Annotated in this window: 19 protein-coding genes; 15 read left to right on the top strand and 4 right to left on the bottom strand. The window is 69.0% G+C overall.

What is annotated here, in order from left to right:
* Window positions 1-7: 7 nt before the first annotated feature.
* The 3 genes from E3O32_RS01620 to E3O32_RS01610 all read left to right on the top strand — a co-directional run bounded on the left by E3O32_RS01620 (window position 8) and on the right by E3O32_RS01610 (window position 2650).
* Window positions 8-1012, top strand: coding sequence for a beta-ketoacyl-ACP synthase III (locus tag E3O32_RS01620; protein ID WP_134506363.1), 1005 nt, complete (start codon window positions 8-10; stop codon window positions 1010-1012).
* Window positions 1013-1075: 63 nt separating this feature from the next.
* On the top strand, window positions 1076-1324 hold the full coding sequence (locus E3O32_RS01615) for an acyl carrier protein (protein ID WP_134506361.1): 249 nt from the start codon (window positions 1076-1078) through the stop codon (window positions 1322-1324).
* A gap of 90 nt (window positions 1325-1414) precedes the next feature.
* Entirely contained in the window at window positions 1415-2650 is a 1236-nt protein-coding gene (locus E3O32_RS01610; protein WP_134506359.1) for a beta-ketoacyl-[acyl-carrier-protein] synthase family protein, read from the top strand.
* 146 nt (window positions 2651-2796) lie between these two features.
* On the opposite strand, the gene E3O32_RS01605 is transcribed toward E3O32_RS01610, so the two are convergent.
* The gene (locus E3O32_RS01605) at window positions 2797-3327 is read right to left on the bottom strand and encodes a DUF3145 domain-containing protein (protein WP_134506357.1); all 531 of its coding nucleotides are present in this window, start codon (window positions 3325-3327) and stop codon (window positions 2797-2799) included.
* Between the two features lie 221 nt (window positions 3328-3548).
* Here E3O32_RS01605 and E3O32_RS01600 point away from each other — a divergent pair, with 221 nt between their 5' ends.
* Window positions 3549-4118: a PadR family transcriptional regulator gene (locus E3O32_RS01600; protein WP_166788601.1), complete on the top strand. Its 570-nt coding sequence runs from the start codon at window positions 3549-3551 to the stop codon at window positions 4116-4118.
* A 33-nt stretch (window positions 4119-4151) separates the two neighbouring features.
* Here E3O32_RS01600 and E3O32_RS01595 read toward each other — a convergent pair whose 3' ends face one another.
* Together E3O32_RS01595 and E3O32_RS01590 are read right to left on the bottom strand one after the other, a co-directional pair.
* Window positions 4152-5870, bottom strand: coding sequence for a bifunctional 3'-5' exonuclease/DNA polymerase (locus E3O32_RS01595; RefSeq protein ID WP_134506354.1), 1719 nt, complete (start codon window positions 5868-5870; stop codon window positions 4152-4154).
* Between the two features lie 66 nt (window positions 5871-5936).
* The gene (locus E3O32_RS01590; protein ID WP_134506352.1) at window positions 5937-6473 is read right to left on the bottom strand and encodes a phosphoribosyltransferase; all 537 of its coding nucleotides are present in this window, start codon (window positions 6471-6473) and stop codon (window positions 5937-5939) included.
* A gap of 185 nt (window positions 6474-6658) precedes the next feature.
* On the opposite strand from E3O32_RS01590, the gene E3O32_RS17140 reads away from it, so the two are divergent.
* From E3O32_RS17140 to E3O32_RS01560, 7 genes are read left to right on the top strand one after another with little or no spacing between them, the layout of a single operon-like run.
* Window positions 6659-6805, top strand: coding sequence for a hypothetical protein (locus E3O32_RS17140; RefSeq protein WP_166790747.1), 147 nt, complete (start codon window positions 6659-6661; stop codon window positions 6803-6805).
* The gene (kdpF, locus tag E3O32_RS01585; RefSeq protein ID WP_134506350.1) at window positions 6802-6891 is read left to right on the top strand and encodes a K(+)-transporting ATPase subunit F; all 90 of its coding nucleotides are present in this window, start codon (window positions 6802-6804) and stop codon (window positions 6889-6891) included. The genes E3O32_RS17140 and kdpF overlap by 4 nt, the downstream gene beginning before the upstream one ends.
* Window positions 6891-8564 carry a potassium-transporting ATPase subunit KdpA gene (gene kdpA, locus E3O32_RS01580; RefSeq protein WP_134506349.1) on the top strand — a complete coding sequence of 558 codons (1674 nt, stop codon included), beginning with the start codon at window positions 6891-6893 and terminating at the stop codon, window positions 8562-8564. Before kdpF ends, kdpA begins: the two co-directional genes overlap by 1 nt.
* Window positions 8565-8569: 5 nt before the next feature.
* Window positions 8570-10732, top strand: coding sequence for a potassium-transporting ATPase subunit KdpB (gene kdpB / locus E3O32_RS01575; RefSeq protein WP_134506347.1), 2163 nt, complete (start codon window positions 8570-8572; stop codon window positions 10730-10732).
* 43 nt (window positions 10733-10775) lie between these two features.
* Window positions 10776-11384 carry a potassium-transporting ATPase subunit KdpC gene (gene kdpC, locus E3O32_RS01570; protein WP_134506345.1) on the top strand — a complete coding sequence of 203 codons (609 nt, stop codon included), beginning with the start codon at window positions 10776-10778 and terminating at the stop codon, window positions 11382-11384.
* A gap of 2 nt (window positions 11385-11386) precedes the next feature.
* Window positions 11387-13888, top strand: coding sequence for an ATP-binding protein (locus tag E3O32_RS01565; RefSeq protein WP_134506343.1), 2502 nt, complete (start codon window positions 11387-11389; stop codon window positions 13886-13888).
* Window positions 13885-14574 carry a response regulator gene (locus E3O32_RS01560; protein WP_134506341.1) on the top strand — a complete coding sequence of 230 codons (690 nt, stop codon included), beginning with the start codon at window positions 13885-13887 and terminating at the stop codon, window positions 14572-14574. Before E3O32_RS01565 ends, E3O32_RS01560 begins: the two co-directional genes overlap by 4 nt.
* Window positions 14575-14595: 21 nt before the next feature.
* On the opposite strand, the gene E3O32_RS01555 is transcribed toward E3O32_RS01560, so the two are convergent.
* Entirely contained in the window at window positions 14596-15303 is a 708-nt protein-coding gene (locus tag E3O32_RS01555; protein ID WP_166790746.1) for a ScyD/ScyE family protein, read from the bottom strand.
* Between E3O32_RS01555 and E3O32_RS01550 the strand changes: the two genes are divergently transcribed.
* The 4 genes from E3O32_RS01550 to E3O32_RS01535 all read left to right on the top strand — a co-directional run bounded on the left by E3O32_RS01550 (window position 15293) and on the right by E3O32_RS01535 (window position 19393).
* Window positions 15293-15529 (top strand): hypothetical protein, encoded by a 237-nt coding sequence (locus tag E3O32_RS01550; RefSeq protein WP_134506338.1) that lies wholly within the window; start codon window positions 15293-15295, stop codon window positions 15527-15529. The two genes, E3O32_RS01555 and E3O32_RS01550, sit on opposite strands and share 11 nt — an antisense overlap.
* Window positions 15530-15609: 80 nt before the next feature.
* Complete coding sequence (locus tag E3O32_RS01545; protein WP_134506336.1) at window positions 15610-16503, top strand: FAD binding domain-containing protein; 894 nt, start codon at window positions 15610-15612, stop codon at window positions 16501-16503.
* Window positions 16504-16508: 5 nt separating this feature from the next.
* Window positions 16509-17003: a (2Fe-2S)-binding protein gene (locus tag E3O32_RS01540; protein ID WP_134506334.1), complete on the top strand. Its 495-nt coding sequence runs from the start codon at window positions 16509-16511 to the stop codon at window positions 17001-17003.
* A complete protein-coding gene (locus E3O32_RS01535; protein ID WP_134506332.1) occupies window positions 17000-19393 on the top strand; it encodes an aerobic carbon-monoxide dehydrogenase large subunit in 2394 nt (797 codons plus the stop codon). The genes E3O32_RS01540 and E3O32_RS01535 overlap by 4 nt, the downstream gene beginning before the upstream one ends.
* Window position 19394 lies beyond the last annotated feature (1 nt).

The following is a 19394-nucleotide window of genomic DNA, read 5'->3' as shown; positions in this document are numbered from 1 at the left end:
AGAGATCATGACCAAGCCAACACTCCAGCAGTCGCACGGTCCCCAGTACACCCGTATTCTCTCCGTCGGCGCCGCCCGCGGCGACCTGTCGGTTCCCAATGCTGACCTCATCGGGCCGATCGATTCCTCTGACGAGTGGATCCAGCAGCGCACCGGGATCATCAGCCGTACCCGGGCCGGCCAGGACATCCAGGCCGTCGACCTGGCCACGGAGGCCGCCCGGGAGGCCATCGAGAAGTCGGGCATCGACCCGAAGCTGATCGACGCCGTCATCGTGGCGACCATCAGCAACGGCCGCCAGACGCCGTCGATGGCCGCCGTTCTGGCCGACCGGGTCGGCGCGAACCCGGCCGCCGCCTACGACGTGAACGCCGCCTGCGCCGGCTACACCTACGCGATCGCCCAGGCCGACGCCCTGATCCGCACCGGCGTGGCGCACTACGCCCTCGTCGTCGGCGCTGAGAAGCTGTCTGATCTGGTCGACCCGACCGACCGCAGCATCTCGTTCCTGCTCGGCGACGGCGCCGGCGCCGTCGTCATCGGCCCGAGTGACTACCCGGGGATCTCCAGCACGGTCTGGGGTTCGGACGGGTCGAAAGCCGACGCGATCACCATGAACAGCACCCTGCAGGAGTACCGCAGGGGCGAGACCGAGTGGCCGACTCTCCGCCAGGAAGGCCAGACCGTCTTCCGCTGGGCCGTGTGGGACATGGCCAAGGTCGCCAAGAAGGCCCTCGAGGCCGCCGGAATCGAGAGCGACCAGCTCGCCGCGTTCATCCCGCACCAGGCCAACATGCGCATCATCGACGAATTCGCCAAGCAGCTGAAGCTCCCGGCGTCCGTCGTGATCGCCCGGGACGTGGCCACCACCGGCAACACCTCCTCGGCGTCGATCCCGCTGGCCACCCACCGGCTGCTCCAGGAGCACCCGGAACTGAGCGGCGGCCTCGCCCTCCAGATCGGCTTCGGAGCCGGCCTGGTCTTCGGCGCGCAGGTCGTCGTCCTCCCGTAGATCCCCCGCAAGACCTCTAAACTGAATCTCGGTCATACGAGAGACACCCCCAAGGAGAAAAAAATGGCATTGTCCACCGAAGAAGTTCTTGCCGGCCTGGCCGAGCTCATTAATGACGAGACGGGCATCGCTGCCGACACGGTCGAGCTGGGGAAGTCGTTCACCGACGACCTGGACATCGACTCGATCTCGATGATGACCATCGTCGTCAACGCGGAAGAGAAGTTCGACGTGAAGATCCCCGACGAAGAGGTCAAGAACCTCAAGACCGTCGGCGACGCCGTCGACTTCATCGTCAAGGCACAGGACTAACCCCACCAAGGAACAGGCCGGCCGGCAGCTGCCGTCCGGCCTGATCTGTGGGTCAGGCCCACCGTTTCCACGCTGATAGAGAGTCTCGTCATGACCAAAAAGATCGTTATCACCGGCATCGGGGCGACCTCCCCGCTCGGCGGCACGGCCGCCGAAAGCTGGGCGGCCCTGCTCAATGGCGAATCCGGTGCCAGCACGCTGGACCATGAATGGGTGGAGCGCACCCAGCTTCCCGTGACGTTCGCGGCCCAGGCGAAGGTCCCCTCCAGCGAGGTGCTCGCCCGCCACGAGACCAAACGCCTCGACCCCTCCAGCCAGTTCGCCCTGATCGCCGGGCGCGAGGCATGGGCGGATGCCGGCTCCCCCGAGGCAGACCCCGAACGACTTGCCGTCGACTGGGCCACCGGAATCGGCGGGGTCTGGACCCTCCTCGACGCCTGGGACACGCTGCGCGAGCGCGGCCCCCGCCGCGTCCTCCCGATGACCGTCCCCATGCTCATGCCGAACGGCCCCGGAGCGGCGATCGGGATGGACCTGCACGCCCGCGCCGGCATCACCACTGTCGTGTCCGCGTGCGCCTCGAGCACTGAATCACTCGTCAACGCCTACAACCGGCTTCAGGCCGGGCTCGCCGACATCGTCATCGCCGGCGGGTCCGAGGCCGCGATCCACCCGCTGCCGATTGCGTCCTTCGCCGCCATGCAGGCGCTGTCCAAGCGCAACGACGACCCGGCGACCGCGTCCCGCCCCTACGACATCACCCGGGACGGCTTCGTGCTGGGCGAGGGCGCCGCCGCGCTCGTCGTCGAGACCGAGGAGCACGCCAAGGCACGTGGGGCACGCATCTACGCCGAGCTCGTCGGCGGCGCCGTCACCAGCGACGCGTACCACATCACCGCCCCCGACCCCGAGGGCTCGGCGGCCGCCCGCGCCATGATCACGGCCATCCACAACGCCGGGGCCTCCTTGTCGGATGTCTCGCACATAAACGCGCACGCCACCAGCACCCCGGTCGGCGACATCGCCGAATACAACGCGCTGCGCCGCGTCTTCGGTGACCTGCTCGAGGGCATCCCCGTCTCGGCGACCAAGGCGTCCACCGGCCACCTGCTCGGCGGCGCCGGCGCGATCGAAGCGCTGTTCACCGTGCTCGCCCTCGCCGACCGCATCGCGCCGCCGACCATCAACCTGGCCAACCAGGACCCGAACATCCCCCTCGACGTGGTGACCACGCCGCGGGCGCTTCCGGCCGGGGATCTCCTCGCCATCAGCAACTCGTTCGGATTCGGCGGCCACAACGCCGTCGTCGGGTTCCGCTCGGTGTAGCCGCGCCGGCCCTGTGGCACAGAATGACCCCGACCGGGTTCCGGTCGGGGTCATTTCTTTGAGATCCCTCGTATTTCGCTCACGCGCCACCGGGAAGAGTCAACCGGTCAACGCGCCATGCGCCATCCTCGGGGAGTCGATGTCGTTCAGCCGACCTTGTGCAGCCAGACGACGGAGTTGAAATCGCTTGCGTGGCGGAACGGTTCGAGTTCGTCGTCCCAGGCCTGCCCGAGCGCCAGGCGGAGTTCCCGGTGCAGTTCGAGGGCGTTCGCCCCGGCGCGTTCCATGGCGCTGCGCACCCGGTCCTCCGGGATCACCACATTGCCGGCGGTATCCGTCTGGCTGAAGAAGATGCCCAGGTCGGGTGTGTGCAGCCAGCGCCCGCCATCGGTGCCGAGCCCGGCATCCTCGGTCACCTCGAAGCGCAGGTGTTCCCAGCCGCGCAGCGCCGAGGCCAGGGTCGCGCCGGTTCCCGGCTCGCCCTCCCAGTAGAACTCGGCCCGCTGGGCGCCCTTGAGCACCGGCTGGTCTGACCAGTCGAAGTTCACCGCCTCACCGAGCGCGCGACCGACCGCCCACTCGACGTGGGGGCTCAGCGCACGAGGCGATGAGTGCACAAAAAGTACTCCTCGCGCAGACGGTGCCTGGCGAGTCTGTGTTGCCGTTGTTGCCGCCATCGTTTCTTCTCCGTTCTGTGAGATGCGTCTTCCCCAACGACCTCTGAACGAAACACTGCTGAAACGATGCGCACTGCAGCGAAGCTGTGAACTTGTACGGCCCTTGGGCCGCTAGCGCAATTATGCCTCAGCCGACCGTGAAATCACAAGGATCTGCGCGGCGTTGCCTGATCGCCTTGGGCATACTCGGTATGGTTATCGAGGAATCTATCGGAGGCCCTGTGTCCGTTCGCACCACCCTGCTGGCGATCCTCACCATTGGACCGGCCTACGGTTTCCAATTGCACGGCGAACTGGAGTCGCGAACGGCCGGTCGCCGCGCGGTCAATGTCGGCCAGATCTACGGCACCCTAGAGCGGTTGGTCAAGCAGGGGGCCGTCGAGTCGGGAGGGGCGACAGCCGACGGCCTGCCGTTGTATCGCATCACGACCTCGGGCCGGGCGGAGGCGCTGGACTGGCTCATATCGGTCGAGAGCCCGCGCGGCGAGGAGTGGAACGATCTCGTCGACCGGGTGCTGCTCGCCTCCTCGCTCCCCCACGTCGACTCCCTCGCCCTGATCGGGCGCTACCGCGAGCATTGGCTCGCCAGCGCCGAGCCCTCCGGGAACCAGGCGTCCCCGATCGGACAGGAGCTGCTGGAGGCCGGTGCGCGCACCGCCCTCGCCTCCGCCGCGGTCGCCTGGCTGGACTCCGTCGGGGAGTCGCTGCTGGATCCGCGCGCCGCCACCTTCCAGCGCGGACTGAGCGCCGTGAGGCCGCGCCGCGGCCGGCGCCCCGTGCCCGTCGCCTGATCCCCTCGGCAGGTTCGGTTCAGGCGGACCGGCTCATTTCGCCTGGTCGTAGCTGTCGACGGTGGCGACGGTGAGCAGGAAATCGACCGGGAAATCGCCGAACAAGTGCCGGCCGGCCGTGGCCGCCGCCCGGGTCACGATCCGCTCGACCTCCTCCACCAGACCCGTGGGGGTGTGCACGATGACCTCGTCGTGCAGGAAGAAGACAAGGTGGGGGGCGTCGGAGAAGACCGGGGAGGCTCCCGGAACGGTTCCCTCCGGTGCCCGCAGCAGGCGGAGTTCCCGGCGGATCTCGGCCATCCAGCAGAGCGCCCACTCCGCGGCGCTGCCCTGCACGATGAAGTTGCGGGTGAATCGGCCCCAGTCCCTCGCCTGGCTGCGCGCCCGGCCCTCGTCGGCATCCGTCGCCCCGGGGTGGTAGGCCTGCGCCTGCGTTGCCAGCCAGCTCTCGCCCGGACGGGGTGAGGAACGGCCCAGCCTGGTCGTCACCGTCTCACCGCGTTCGCCGGCCCGGGCGGCCGTCTCGGTCAGGGCGAGAGCGCGAGGGTAGGCCCTGGCCAGGCGGGGCAGCAGGCGCCCGCTCTCCCCCGTGGTCGCGCCGTACATCGCGCCGAGCATGGCCACCTTGGCGTGGTCGCGGGTTTCGACGACGCCGCTGGCGACGATCCCGGCATAGAGGTCGGTGCCCCGGCCCGCCGTTGCCATGGCGGTGTCGGCCGACAGCGCGGCCAGGATGCGCGGTTCCAGTTGCGCGGCATCCGCCACGACGAGTTTCCAGCCGTCGTCGGCGATGACGGCTCCGCGCACCTGTTTGGGCAACTGCAACGCTCCGCCACCGCGGGTGGCCCAGCGGCCCGTCACCACCCCGCCGGGAAGGTACTCCGGGTGGAACCGGCCGTTGACGATCCAGGTGTCCATCCAAAACCAGCCGTTGGCGCTGAGAAGCCGGGCGAGCTTCTTGTACTCGAGCAGCGGCGCGATGACCGGGTGCTCGAGCTTCTGCAGCTCCCAGGCGCGGGTGGAACTCATCGACAGGCCGACCCGCTGGAGGGCGCGCAGCAGGTCCTGCTGGGAATCCGGGTTCACCTGGGGGTCGCCGAGTTCGGTTCGGATGCGGCGGGCCAGGCTCTCGAGCTTTTCCGGCCGCAGGCCGGGAGCCACGCGCGGGCCGAGCTCTCGGGTGAGGAGCCGGTCGTGCACCTCGGTGCGCCAGGGCAGCCCGGCGAACTGCATCTCGGCCGCAATCAGGGCACCGGCCGATTCGGCGGCCAGGAGGAGGCGGAGCCGACCGGGCTCCGCGCAGGCGGCCACTGCGGCGAGCTGCAGCCGGAACTCTGCCTGCGCGTCGGAGTCCGATGAGGCCTCAGCGGTCCCATCCTCGGCGAAGCCGAGGTCGAACAGGGTCGAGCCGGGTGACGGTTCCTCCGGCAGAACGACGAGCCCGTTGTCCCAGCGGCTCGGGGCCGCCGTGGCAAGGTCGCTCGTCGCCGTCAGGGACGATTGGCGGAGGATGGCGTGGCAGAGGCGCAGGTCGTGGCCGCGTTGCACCCGCACCCCCGCGGCGAGGAGCAACGGGTAGAGCCGCGACGTGTCTTCCCAGACCCAGCGGGGCGACCCCTCTTCGGCCGCGATGACCTCGCCCAGGAACTCGGCGAACGAGAGCCGGCGCGCGGGCGCGATCTCGAGCCCCGTGGAGTCGAGGGGAACGACGAGGAACTCCCCGTTGCCGGTCCGTCCGGCCAATAGGTACACGTTCCATTCTGCCCGGTGCCGCCGACGGCGGTGTGCGCGCGTGCGCCGGTGTTTTCGCCGGCGGTGTCACGCACCGGCCCAGAACTCGCGCAGAAGATCGACGGTCTCGTCATCGGAGAGCTGGTGGAAATCCTGGTAGAACGGGCCGATCGCCCAGAAGTCCTCGGGTGACTCCAGGACGACGACCCGGTCCGCGACCTCCCCGAGCTCGGCGATGACCCGGGCCGGTGCGACAGGCACCGCGACCACCGCCAGGGCGGCCCCCTGGCTCCGAAGCTCCGCCAGCGCCTTCCTGATCGTGGCCCCGGTCGCGATGCCGTCGTCGACGACCAGCGCGACCCGGCCCGTCGCGGGCACCGGCGGCCGGGCGCCGCGGTAGCGGATGCGGCGGCGCTCCAGTTCGGTCGATTCGCGGCGTGCTGACCGGCCGGCTCCGGAACCGCCGACGAAGAGGAGGTCGAGGGGGGCGTGCAGCCGTTCGGCGATCCTGACGGCGACCGGAACACCTCCCCTGGGCAGCGCGTAGACCACCGGGTCGTGAAGGTCCAGCACCGCCAGCCGATCGGCCAGTCTCCGGCCGGCATCGCTCCTGTCCTCGAACATGGCTCTCCCGCTCGGTTTCCCCCTCGCAACGGGGTTGCAGCCCTGCGTCGTCGATCCTGCCGTGTGCGGAGCCGTTTGTCGATGCCGGCGGGGTTCGTCCCTGAGCGGGAACCGTTAGGTTCACGGCCCGCGGCGCATGGGAATCGTAAGGACTCCGACTCTTGGGTCAGTGCCGGTGTCTACTCGTGCTGTACCACTCGTATCCGGCCCCGACCAGGGGCACGGTTCGCCCCGGATGGAGATTTCTTGTGTTGGACCTCGTCTACCTGCTCGGCGTGATCGCCGTGTTCGCCCTGCTCTGGGTCGTCGCCCGGGGGGTGGAGCGGCTGTGATCGTCTTCGACGTCATCGCGGCGGTTCTTGCCGTCGCCGCCGTCGGCTACCTTGTCTTCGCCCTCGTGAAGCCGGAGCGGTTCTGATGGTCGTGTGGCTGGCCGTGCTCCAGGCGCTGACCCTGGCCCTCCTCCTCGCGGTGGTGCACCGGCCCCTCGGCGACTACCTGGCGAGGCTCTACCTGTCGCAGAAAGACCTCCGCGTCGAGCGTGGCTTCTACCGGCTGATCGGGGTGGATCCTCGATCCTCTCAAACCTGGCAGTCCTACCTGCGCAGCGTCCTCGCGTTCTCCCTGGTCGGGGTGCTGTCGCTCTACGCGCTGCAGCGCGCCCAGGCGATCCTGCCCTACTCGCTCGGCCTGCCTGCCGTCCCGGCGGGACTGTCCTTCAACACCGCAGCGTCGTTCGTGACCAACACGAACTGGCAGTCCTACTCGCCTGAGGTCACCCTCGGCTACAGCATCCAGATCCTGGGACTCGCCGTGCAGAACTTCGTCTCCGCCGCGGTGGGCATCGCGGTCGCGATCGCCCTGGTCCGCGGCTTCGCGGCGCACCGGACCGGAACGATCGGCAACTTCTGGGTCGACCTGACCCGCGGCATCCTGCGGCTGCTGTTGCCGCTGTCGATCGTGGCGGCCATCGTGCTCATGGTCGGCGGGGTCATCCAGAACTTCAACGGCTTCACGGACCTGACCACGCTCAGCGGAGGGACCCAGACGATTCCGGGCGGGCCGGTCGCGTCGCAGGAGGCGATCAAGGAACTCGGCACGAACGGGGGCGGCTTCTTCAATGCGAATTCGTCCCACCCGTTCGAGAACCCGTCGGCCTGGACGAGCCTGTTCCAGGTGTTCCTGATGCTGGTCATCCCGTTCAGCCTGCCGCGCACCTTCGGCGCCATCGTCGGCGACAGGCGGCAGGGATACGCGATCCTGGGCGCCATGGCCGCGATCTTCGCCGTCTCGCTCACCCTGCTGACGGTGTTCGAGTCGTCCGGATCCGGCACGGCCCCGCAATCGGCCGGCGGCGCGATGGAGGGCAAGGAGACCCGTTTCGGGATCGCCGGCTCCGCGCTCTACGCCACCGCGAGCACGCTCAGCTCAACCGGGGCAGTGAACTCGATGCACGACTCATTCACCGCCCTGGGCGGGATGATGCCGATGCTGAACATGATGCTGGGCGAGGTTGCCCCTGGCGGCGTGGGAAGCGGACTCTACGGCATGCTCATCCTCGCGGTGATCACCGTGTTCATCGCCGGCCTCCTCGTCGGCCGCACGCCGGAGTACCTCGGCAAGAAGATCGGACCGCGCGAGATCAAACTCGCCAGCCTCTACATCCTGGTCACGCCGAGCCTGGTGCTGGCCGGGACGGCGCTGAGCTTCGCCATCCCCGCGGTGAGAACGGATGTCGAGGCAACCTCGATCGCGAATCCGGGCCTCCACGGCCTGTCCGAGGTTCTCTATGCTTTCACGTCCGCGTCGAACAACAACGGCTCCGCGTTCGCGGGCCTCACCGCAGACACCCCGTGGTTCAACGCCGCGCTCGGCGTGGCGATGCTGCTCGGCCGTTTCCTCCCGATCGTCTTCGTCCTCGCCCTGGCCGGCGCGCTGGCCGGCCAGGTACCGGTCCCGGAGACCAGCGGCACCCTGCCCACCAACAGGCCCCAGTTCGTCGGTCTGCTGATCGGAGTCACGATCATCATCACCGCCCTGACCTATTTCCCCGTACTCGCGCTGGGTCCCCTGGCGGAAGGGCTGCAGTGAACACCATGACGACACTCACGGATTCCACCGACGTGAACGGGAGGTCAGGCCCGGAGCGGAAGCGAACCGCCAAGCCGGGCGCCATCGGCTCCCGGCAGCTGGTCGCGGCCCTCCCCGGCGCCCTCAGCAAGCTCGATCCGCGCCGGATGTGGCGCAATCCCGTCATGTTCATCGTCGAGGTCGGCGCCGCACTGACGACGGTGCTCGCCGTCGCCGAACCGTTCCTCGGCGGCCCCGCCCGATCCGGGGGCGCGGCCGTGCCGCCGAGCTTCACCGCGGGCATCGCGGCCTGGCTCTGGCTCACCGTCGTTTTCGCCAACCTGGCCGAATCCGTGGCGGAGGGCCGAGGCAAGGCCCAGGCCGACAGCCTCCGCCAGACCCGGACCAGCACGAGCGCCCACCGGGTGACCGGCTACGACCCCGCCGTTCACGGCGGCGCGGAGGGACAGGACCTCGTGACACTGTCCTCCGCCGACCTCAGGGTCGGCGACACCGTGGTCGTCGTAGCCGGCGAACTCATCCCCGGCGACGGCGACATCGTCTGGGGAATCGCCACCATCGACGAGTCGGCCATCACGGGCGAGTCCGCCCCGGTGGTGCGGGAGTCCGGCGGCGACCGCAGTGCGGTCACCGGTGGCACCCGGGTGCTCTCCGACCGGATCGTGGTGCGGATCACCAGCAACCCCGGCGAGACGTTCGTCGACCGGATGATCGCGCTCGTCGAGGGGGCGTCTCGTCAGAAGACTCCCAACGAGACGGCCCTCGGCATCCTCCTGGCAGGCCTGTCCATCGTCTTCCTCGTCGTCACGCTCACCCTCAATCCGATCGCCGGGTACTCGGCCGCGGCCGTCAGCGTGCCTGTGCTGGTCGCCCTGCTCGTCTGCCTCATCCCCACCACCATCGGCGCGCTTCTGTCGGCTATCGGAATCGCGGGAATGGACCGGCTTGTGCAGCGCAACGTGCTCGCCATGTCAGGGCGGGCGGTGGAGGCCGCCGGCGACGTGACCATCCTGTTGCTCGACAAGACCGGCACCATCACCTACGGCAACCGGCAGGCGCGCGAGTTCTCGCCGCTGGCCGGGGTGGTCGAGTCGGAGCTGGTGCGGGCCGGAGCCCTGTCCTCGCTCAGCGACCCGACCCCGGAGGGGAAGTCGATCGTGGATCTCGCGGCCACGACCGGGTTCCGGCACCAGGGCAGCCTGGAGGGTGAGATCGTGCCCTTCACCGCGCAGACCCGGATGAGCGGAATCGACCTGGCCGACGGATCGTCGATCAGGAAGGGCGCCGGTTCGGCGGTGCTCGCGTGGGTGCAGGAGACCTCCGAGCTCGACCCGGCCGTGTCCCGTGAGCTGGATGATGCCGTGGCCCGGATCTCCCGGGTCGGCGGAACACCGCTGGTCGTGGCGGCGGCCGACGGCCACGGAGCCCGGCGCATCCTCGGCGTGGTCTACCTCAAGGACATCGTCAAGGAAGGCATCGCCGAGCGTTTCGCAGAGCTTCGGGCCATGGGCATCCGGACCATCATGGTGACCGGGGACAACCCACTCACCGCGAAGACCATCGCCGCCGAGGCCGGGGTCGACGATTTCCTGGCGGAGGCGACGCCGGAGCAGAAGCTCGCCCTGATCCGCCGGGAACAGGAGGGCGGCAATCTCGTCGCCATGACCGGTGACGGCACCAATGACGCACCCGCTCTGGCCCAGGCCGACGTCGGCGTGGCCATGAACACCGGGACCAGCGCCGCAAAAGAGGCAGGCAACATGGTCGACCTCGACTCGGATCCGACCAAACTGATCGATATCGTACGAATCGGCAAACAGCTCCTGATCACCCGCGGCGCCCTGACCACGTTCTCCATCGCCAACGACCTCGCGAAGTACTTCGCAATCATCCCGGCCATGTTCGCGGGGGTGTTCCCCGGCCTCGCGGTGCTCAATGTGATGCAACTTCACTCGCCGGCGTCGGCGATCATGTCCGCGATCATCTTCAACGCGGTCATCATCATCGTGTTGATCCCGCTCGCACTCCGCGGCGTCGCCTACCGGCCCCTGGCCGCGTCCCAGATCCTCAGCCGGAACCTGCTGGTCTACGGCCTCGGCGGAGTGATCGCCCCCTTCATCGGCATCAAACTCGTCGACCTCGTCGTGGCCCTGGCTCCCGGGTTCTGAAGCCCGACGAGTTCTGAGCCCCAAAGAAACGGATAGCAGCACCATGGCCTCACCTCGTACGAACACCCGCCACTTCGGAGTCGCCCTCCGCGCCATGATCGTTCTGACCGTCGCGCTCGGCCTGGCCTACCCCCTGGTCGTGACCGCGATCGGCCAGACCGCCATTCCTGGCCAGGCGAACGGATCTCTGCTCCGGCAGGGAGGGCACGTCGTCGGTTCTGCGCTGATCGGGCAATCCTTTACCGATTCAACCGGCGCGCCACACCCCGGATGGTTCCAGCCACGACCCTCCGCGGCCGGCACCGGCTATGACGCCGCGGCGTCGGGCGGCAGCAACCAGGGTCCGGAAAATCCCGCCCTGGTGTCCGAGATCGTCCGCCAGAAACGTGCGATCGCCGACTTCAACGCGGTGGCGCCCGATCGGATCCCGGCCGATGCCCTGACCCGGTCGGCCTCCGGCCTAGACCCCGACATCAGCCCGGCCTATGCGTGGCTGCAGGTGACCCGGGTCGCCGCTGCCCGCCACGTGGCCGTGGCGGAGGTTCGGCGGCTGGTCGAGTCTAGGATTGCGGCACGGGAACTCGGTTATCTGGGCGAACCGACGGTGAACGTGCTCGAACTGAATCTCGCCCTGGCGGGGCTGAAAGGCTGACGATGAAACGCGGTCGGCTTCGTGTGCTGCTGGGCGCGGCCCCCGGGGTCGGCAAGACCTACGCCATGCTCGAGGAGGGGCGCCGGCTGCAGGGCGAAGGCAAAGACGTGGTGGTCGCGGTCGTGGAGACCCACGACCGCGCGGCCACCGCCGGGATGCTCGAGGGGCTCGGGATCGTGCCCCGGGTCACGGTACGGCACCGGGACGTCGAGTTGACCGACCTGGACCTGGATGCGGTCATCCGCCGCAACCCCCAGATCGCACTGGTGGACGAACTTGCCCACACCAACGCGCCCGGCCTGGCCCACGAGAAACGCTGGCAGGACGTTCAGGCCCTGCTCGAGGCCGGAATCGATGTGATCTCCACGGTGAACATCCAGCACATCGAGTCCCTCAACGACGTCGTGCACCAGATCACCGGCGTGCCCCAACGAGAGACCCTGCCCGACGCCGTGCTGCGTGCCGCGGACCAGGTCGAGGTGATCGATCTGGCGCCCCAGGCGCTCCGCGACAGGTTGGCCGAGGGCAACGTCTACCCGGCGGCGCGGATCGACGCGGCCCTGTCCAACTACTTCCGGCTCGGCAACCTGACGGCACTGCGCGAGCTCGCCCTGCTCTGGCTCGCCGATGAGGTCGACACCGCGCTCCAGGCGTATCGCGCCGAACACGGGATCGACAGCAAGTGGGAAGCGAGGGAACGAGTCGTCGTGGCGCTCACCGGCGGCCCGGAGGGTGAGACCCTCCTTCGGCGTGGGGCCAGGATCGCCGGTCGCGCCGCGGGCGGCGAACTGATCGCGGTGCACGTGATCAGCCAGGACGGCCTCCGGTCGCCGCACCCGGGCGCCCTCGCCGCCCAGCGCGCACTGGTCGAGAAGCTCGGTGGAACCTATCACCAGCTCGTCGGCGATGACATCCCGACCGCGCTCGTCGCCTTCGCGCGCGCGGCGAACGCCACCCAGCTCGTGGTCGGGGCCAGTCGCCGCAGCCGCCTGCGTGCGGCGTTCAGCGGCCCAGGCATCGGGGCGACCGTGGTGCGCGAATCCGGGGACATCGACGTTCACGTCGTCACCCACTCTGCCGCCGGCGGCACGATCACCCTGCCCCGGCTGGGCGGGGCCCTCACGCCGAAGCGTCGCCTGGCCGGGCTCGCCCTGGCGCTTGTCGGCGGCCCGCTGATCACCTGGATGCTCGTGGCGCTGCGCACGGAGGAATCCATCACGAGCGAGGTGCTGAGCTACCAGCTCCTGGTCGTCCTGGTCGCGCTGGTCGGCGGTCTCTGGCCGGCGCTTTTCGCGGCCCTCCTTTCAGGGATCACGCTTGACTTCTTCTTCGTCGCGCCGCTGTACACGATCACGATCGCCGAGCCACTGCACGCGGTCGCCCTCGTGCTCTATCTCGTCAATGCGGGCCTGGTCAGCTACGTCGTCGACCAGGCGGCCAGGCGCAACCGCAGCGCTCTGCGCGCCGCCGCCGAATCGGAGCTCCTGGCGACCGTCGCCGGGAGTGTCCTCCGTGGCGAAGACGCGCTCAAGGCGTTGCTCACGCGCACCAGGGAGGCGTTCCACCTCACCGGGGTGAGGCTCCTCGACGGCCCCGAGGTGCTCGCCGCAGCGGGTACTGCCGGGGACGAGGATCAGGTCTCGACTGTTCCGGTGGGCAGCCGGGCGGTGCTCGAGCTGCGCGGCGCCGAACTCGACGCCTCCGAGCGGCGGCTGCTGGCGGTGATCGTGAGCCAGCTCGACGCCGCGCTGGAGCATCGCGACCTGGCCCGCACGGCCAGCGCGATCGGCCCCCTGGCCGAAGCGGACCGGATGCGCAGCGCCCTGCTGGCTGCCGTCGGCCACGACCTCCGTCGGCCGTTGGCCGCGGCAACCGCTGCGGTGAGCGGGCTCCGCTCCACCGACGTCACCCTGTCCCCCTCCGACCGGGACGAGCTCTTCGAGACCGCCGAGGAGAGCCTCGCCGCGCTGTCCGCCCTCGTCACGAACCTGCTCGATGTGAGCCGGCTCCAGGCCGGGGTTCTCGCCGTCTCCCTCGGCCCGGTGGACGCCCCCGAGGTCATCCTGCCGGCCCTCGACGAACTCGGCCTGGGTCCGGCCGGCGTCGAACTTGACCTTCCCGCCGACCTCCCGCCGGTGCTGGCGGATGCCGGCCTGCTCCAGCGGGTGATCGTCAACCTCCTGGCCAACGCCATCCGGTTCTCCCCGCCCGGTACCCGGGTGCTGGTCTCCGCCAGCCAGTTCGCGGGCAGCGTCGAGCTCCGAGTCGTGGATCGGGGCCCCGGCATCCCCGTCGACCGGCGCGACGAGGTCTTCGTGCCGTTCCAACGGCTCGGCGACACCGACAACCTCACCGGGCTGGGCCTCGGACTGGCCCTGGCCAAGGGGTTCACCGAGGGGATGGGCGGCAGGCTCTCCGCCGAGGACACTCCCGGCGGAGGCCTCACCATGGTGCTGTCCCTCCCCGCGTTCGACCGCGCGCCGACCCCGAAGGGAACCGAATGAGAATCCTGATCGCGGACGACGACCCGCAGATCCTCCGCGCCCTCCGGATCACCCTGACGGCCCGCGGCTACGACATCGTCACCGCCCAGGACGGCACTGCGGCACTCAACGCAGCAATTGAGCACCACCCCGACCTGGTGATGCTCGACCTCGGGATGCCCCACCTCGACGGGCTGGGGGTGATCGCGGGGCTCCGCGGCTGGACGCAGGTGCCGATCCTCGTCGTTTCCGGCCGCAGCGGCGCGGCCGACAAGGTCGACGCCCTGGACGCCGGGGCCGACGACTACGTCACCAAGCCCTTCTCGATCGACGAGCTGCTCGCCCGGATCCGTGCGCTCACCCGGCGCGTGTCCTCGGCCGACGACGAACCCGTCATCGTCTTCGGCGACGTCACCGTCGACCTGTCGGCCAGGAGCGTCAGCCGTCAGAGGCTCGGGCGGCCGGAGCCCGTTCGTCTGACTCCCACGGAGTGGCGCATCCTCGAGTTCCTGCTGCGGAACCCTGGAAAGCTGGTGCCTCGGCAGTCCCTGCTCACCGACATCTGGGGTCCGCACCACAGCACCGATTCCGGCTACCTGCGGCTGTACCTCGCCCAACTGCGCAAGAAACTCGAGCCGGACCCTTCCCGGCCCCGGTACCTGTTGACCGAGGCCGGAATGGGCTATCGGTTCAGCCCCGACCCCTGAGATATGACGTGAACCCGGCGCTCACTCCTCGTCGGAGGAATCGGTCGAGTGGTGGCGCGAGTCCCGGTTCCAGTCCTGGCTCGAATCGTCGCTGTGGCGGTCGCCGGCCAGCGCGATTCGGGTCACCTTGCCGATCGGCTGCGGCGCCCCGGTCGCATCCGGCACCACCGAATCGGTGGTCAGGTACAGGTCACCCTTCCGCAGTTCGATCGCGGCCGGCGACGAGATCGCGGTCAGCACTCTCGGCGTGTCCGATCCGCTCTCCAACACGGACACCTGCCCCGTGCCATCCGACCCGCCGAAGTGCTCGGCGACGTAGATCCTGCCGGACCCGCGGGACACCGCCAGCCCGGTCGCACCGACGAACCCGGTCGCGACCAGTTCGACGTCTCCGGAGTCCGGGTCGACCCGGTGCACGGATCCGCGCGCGCCCAGGCTCGCGTCCTCAGGCCCGCCCGGCAACGTCGTGACGTAGAGCCAGCCGTCGGGGCCGAGTTCGACGTCCGTCGGCACCGGCTCGAACCGGTACTCGTGGTCCGCAGCGCAGGCGGGCAAGCCGGCGGCGGCGGCGATCTCAGCGGTGATCAGGATCGGGTCTCCGGTCGGCAGCACTGCCACGGCGGACACGGTTCCGTCGTAGTCGACGCGCAGGATGGCGTTGCCGCCCGCATCGGCCACGTACACGGCATCAGACAGCGCCAGGCTCGCGTAGGAGTGGGTGTCGACCACGCCGGAGTATTCGGCGGGCGGTCCTGCCGGGTCGAACTGGGCAGCACAGGTCGAGTCGAGCCCGTCGGATGCCGGTGTCCAGAGGATTGCGGAGAATCATCACGGCGCCGAACCCGATGACCCGTCCCGTGGGTTCGACAGTCTGCGCACGGCGCAGTTAAAACCCCGGCAGAAGTGCGAATTCCTGGCGGTGATCCTGACCTGTGAACCGCTGCCACCTTATTGACATCCCGTGGCCCCGGGAGCACTATGAGTCTCAAATCCGCCCCATCGATCAGACCGGGCGCGCCGCGATCGGGAGGCATTGTGCAAATTCCGGCTCAATTCGACTATGTACGGGCGAGCACGATCGAAGACGCCCTCGCCCTGCTCGACCGCCACGGCCCGGAATCCCGCGTCGTCGCCGGGGGGCACAGCCTCCTGCCGATGATGAAACTGCGGCTTGCCAGGCCGGAGTGGCTGATCGATATCAACGACCTGTACGAACTCGATTTCATCCTCCCCGAGGCGACCCAACTACGAATCGGCGCCCTGACCCGTCACTCGACGCTCCTGGAATCAGCCGACGTGGCCAGGCTCTTTCCGATCGTGATCGATGCCGAGCGGGTGATCGCGGATCCCATCGTGCGCAACCGCGGCACCATCGGCGGGTCGCTCTGCCAGGCCGACCCTGCCGAGGACCTGGCCACGGTGTGCGACGTGCTGCGCGCCCAGGCCGTCGTGCGCGGCCCCGGGGGCGAGCGCATCCTCACGATGGACGAATTCCACAAGGGGCCCTACGAGACGGCGGTCGCGCAGAACGAGTTGCTGGTCGAGATCCGGTTCCCGATCCGTCCGCGTGCGGGGAGCGCGTACGAGAAGGTCGAACGCCGGGTCGGCGACTGGGCCGTCGTGGCGGCCGGCGCAGCCGTCAACCTCGCCGAGGACGGGTCCGTGGACGATGTGGCCATCGGCCTCACCGCGGTGGGCCTCGACGGCACCATCGCGGAGGCGGAGGCAGTGCTCCGCGGCCGGCGGCCCTCTGAGGAGCTGTTCGAGGAGGCCGGGAGGATCGCCGCACTGGCCTCGATGCCCGTCGCCGACCAGCGCGGGCCGGTCGACTACAAACGGCACCTTGCCGATGAACTCACCCGCAGGGTCCTGCGTCGTGCGTGTGCGCGAGCTCTCGAAACCCAGACCACGACAACGCAGGAAGGCTGAAGTCGATGCAGATCAGCATGACCATGAACGGCGATGAGATCACCCGTGAGATTGAGCCTCGAGTGCTCCTCGTCCACTTCATCCGCGATGAGCTGAGACTCACCGGCACCCATTGGGGTTGCGACACGTCGAACTGCGGCACCTGCGTGGTCCTGATGGACGGCGTCCCGGTGAAATCCTGCACCGTGCTCGCGGCGATGGCGGACGGCCATGCCATCACGACGGTGGAGGGTTTGGCGACGGGGGCGACCCTCGACCCGGTGCAGCAGGGTTTCATGGAGGAACACGGGCTGCAGTGCGGCTTTTGCACGCCGGGAATGATGCTCACGGCGCGGGCACTGCTCGACCGGAATCCGCACCCGGATGACACCGAGATCCGCGAGGCCATCTCCGGGCAGATCTGCCGCTGTACCGGGTACGCCACGATCGTGCGGTCGGTGAAATGGGCCGCCGAACACCCCGTAGTCACAGAGAACGCTGGAGAAGAGGTCCCGGCATGACCATCACAGAGGCCCACGCCCCGAACCCTGCAGCCGGCGACGCGGATCGCCCGATCGGCTACGGCCGCATCCAGCGCAAGGAAGACCCCCGTTTCGTGCGCGGCAAGGGCCACTACGTCGACGACATCGTGCTTCCCGGGATGCTGCACGGCGCCATCCTCAGGTCGCCGGTGGCGCACGCCCGGCTCGTCTCCATCGACACCACCCGGGCCCTCGCCCACCCCGGTGTCGTCGCGGTGATCACGGGCCAGGACCTGCTCGGGCTCAAGCTGGCCTGGGCGCCGACCCTGTCGGCCGACGTGCAGGCTGTGCTCGTCACCGACAAGGTGCGCTTCCAGGGCCAGGAGGTCGCGTTCGTGATCGCCGAGGACCGGTATGCCGCCCGCGACGCCCTCGAACTCATCGACGTCGACTACGACGTTCTCCCGCCTGTGATCGACGCCCGCCACGCCCTCGACCCAGGGGCCCCGGTCATCCGGGATGACATCGAGGGGCGCACCGACAACCACATCTTCGACTGGGAGGCCGGCAACGCCGCCGAGACCGACGCGGTCTTCGCTTCCGCCGACGTCATCGTCAAACAGGAGATCGTCTATCCGCGGTCGCACCCGGCCCCGATGGAAACCTGCGGGGCGGTCGCCGACTTCGAACCGATCGAAGGCGCCCTCACCCTGTACGAGACCAGCCAGGCCCCGCACGCGCACCGCACCCTGTTCGCGATCGTGTCCGGAATCCCCGAGCACAAGATCCGGATCGTGTCCCCCGACATCGGCGGCGGGTTCGGAAACAAGGTCGGCATCTACCCCGGCTACATCCTGGCCGTCGTCGGGTCGATCGTCACCGGCCGCCCGGTCAAATGGGTCGAGGACCGCTCGGAGAACCTCATGTCGACGTCGTTCGCTCGCGACTACATCATGCAGGGAGAGATCGCGGCCACGAAGGACGGCAAGATCCTCGCCCTCCGCACGAACGTGCTTGCCGACCACGGGGCGTTCAACGCGACGGCGCAGCCCTCGAAGTACCCGGCCGGCTTCTTCCACATCTTCACCGGCAGCTACGACCTCCAGGCCGCGCACTGCAAGGTCACCGGCGTGTACACGAACAAGGCGCCGGGCGGGGTCGCCTACGCCTGCTCGTTCCGGGTCACCGAAGCCGTTCTCCTTGTGGAGCGGATGGTCGACATGCTCGCCCGGAAACTGGAGATGGACCCGGCGGAGCTCCGCCTGAAGAACCTGATCAAACCCGAGCAGTTCCCGTACAAGAACAAGACGGGCTGGGAGTACGACTCCGGCAACTACGAGCGGGCGCTGCGACTGTCGATGGAGATCGCCGGCTACGACGACCTGCGACGGGAGCAGAAGGAGAAACGTGCCCGCGGCGAGCTGATGGGGATCGGCGTCTCGTTCTTCACCGAGACCGTCGGAGCCGGCCCGCGCAAGCACATGGACATCGTGGGCCTCGGCATGGCGGACGGCGCCGAGTTGCGCATCCACCCGACCGGGAAGGCCGTCGTGCGGATCTCCGTGCAGAGCCAGGGCCAGGGCCACGAGACCACATTCGCGCAGATCGTGGCCGAGGAGATCGGTATCCCCCCGGAGGACATCGACGTGGTGCACGGCGACACCGACCAGACCCCCTTCGGCCTGGGCACCTACGGGAGCCGGTCGACCCCGGTCAGCGGCGCTGCGGTCGCCCTCGTCGCCCGGAAGGTGCGGGAGAAGGCGAAGTTCATCGCCGCCGCGATGCTCGAAACCCGGCCGGAAGACCTCGAATGGGAGAAGGGACGCTGGTTCGTCAAGGGTGACCCGAGCGTCGGCAAGACCATGGCCGAGATAGCCATGGGCGCGCACGGCACCGTGGCCCTGCCGGAAGGCATCGACGGCAACCTGGACGCCGAGGTGACCTACGACCCGCCCAACCTCACCTTCCCGTTCGGCGCCTACATCTGCGTCGTCGACGTCGACCCGGGAACCGGCCACGTCAAGGTGCGCCGGTTCATCGCCGTCGACGACTGCGGCACCCGGATCAACCCGATGATCATCGAAGGCCAGGTGCACGGCGGCCTGACCGACGGCGTCGGGATGGCGCTGATGCAGTTCATCGGCTTCGACGAGGCCGGAAACAACCTCGGCGGGTCGTTCATGGACTACCTCATCCCCACATCGATGGAGGTTCCGAACTGGGAGACCGGGTTCACCGTGACTCCGTCGCCGCACCACCCCATCGGGGCGAAAGGAGTGGGCGAGTCGGCAACGGTCGGCTCACCGCCCGCCATCCTGAATGCCGTGGTGGACGCCATCTCGCCACTCGGCGTCACGCACATGGACATGCCGTGCACCCCGGCCAGGGTCTGGGCCGCCATGCAGGGCCGCGCGACGCCGCCGATCTAGG

The organism is Cryobacterium mannosilyticum (assembly GCF_004402705.1).
Lineage (GTDB): Bacteria > Actinomycetota > Actinomycetes > Actinomycetales > Microbacteriaceae > Cryobacterium > Cryobacterium mannosilyticum.
The sequence above is the reverse complement of the archived record's forward strand: the minus strand, read 5'-3'. Positions and strand labels throughout refer to the sequence as shown.

Bases quoted from the DNA above. Each gene is read 5' to 3' on its own strand.
- E3O32_RS01620 (WP_134506363.1), top strand. From the start codon at position 8: ATGACCAAGCCAACACTCCAGCAGTCGCACGGTCCCCAGTACACCCGT.
- E3O32_RS01615 (WP_134506361.1), top strand. From the start codon at position 1,076: ATGGCATTGTCCACCGAAGAAGTTCTTGCCGGCCTGGCCGAGCTCATT.
- E3O32_RS01610 (WP_134506359.1), top strand. From the start codon at position 1,415: ATGACCAAAAAGATCGTTATCACCGGCATCGGGGCGACCTCCCCGCTC.
- E3O32_RS01605 (WP_134506357.1), bottom strand. From the start codon at position 3,327: ATGGCGGCAACAACGGCAACACAGACTCGCCAGGCACCGTCTGCGCGA.
- E3O32_RS01590 (WP_134506352.1), bottom strand. From the start codon at position 6,473: ATGTTCGAGGACAGGAGCGATGCCGGCCGGAGACTGGCCGATCGGCTG.
- kdpA (WP_134506349.1), top strand. From the start codon at position 6,891: ATGGTCGTGTGGCTGGCCGTGCTCCAGGCGCTGACCCTGGCCCTCCTC.
- kdpB (WP_134506347.1), top strand. From the start codon at position 8,570: ATGACGACACTCACGGATTCCACCGACGTGAACGGGAGGTCAGGCCCG.
- kdpC (WP_134506345.1), top strand. From the start codon at position 10,776: ATGGCCTCACCTCGTACGAACACCCGCCACTTCGGAGTCGCCCTCCGC.
- E3O32_RS01565 (WP_134506343.1), top strand. From the start codon at position 11,387: ATGAAACGCGGTCGGCTTCGTGTGCTGCTGGGCGCGGCCCCCGGGGTC.
- E3O32_RS01560 (WP_134506341.1), top strand. From the start codon at position 13,885: ATGAGAATCCTGATCGCGGACGACGACCCGCAGATCCTCCGCGCCCTC.
- E3O32_RS01540 (WP_134506334.1), top strand. From the start codon at position 16,509: ATGCAGATCAGCATGACCATGAACGGCGATGAGATCACCCGTGAGATT.
- E3O32_RS01535 (WP_134506332.1), top strand. From the start codon at position 17,000: ATGACCATCACAGAGGCCCACGCCCCGAACCCTGCAGCCGGCGACGCG.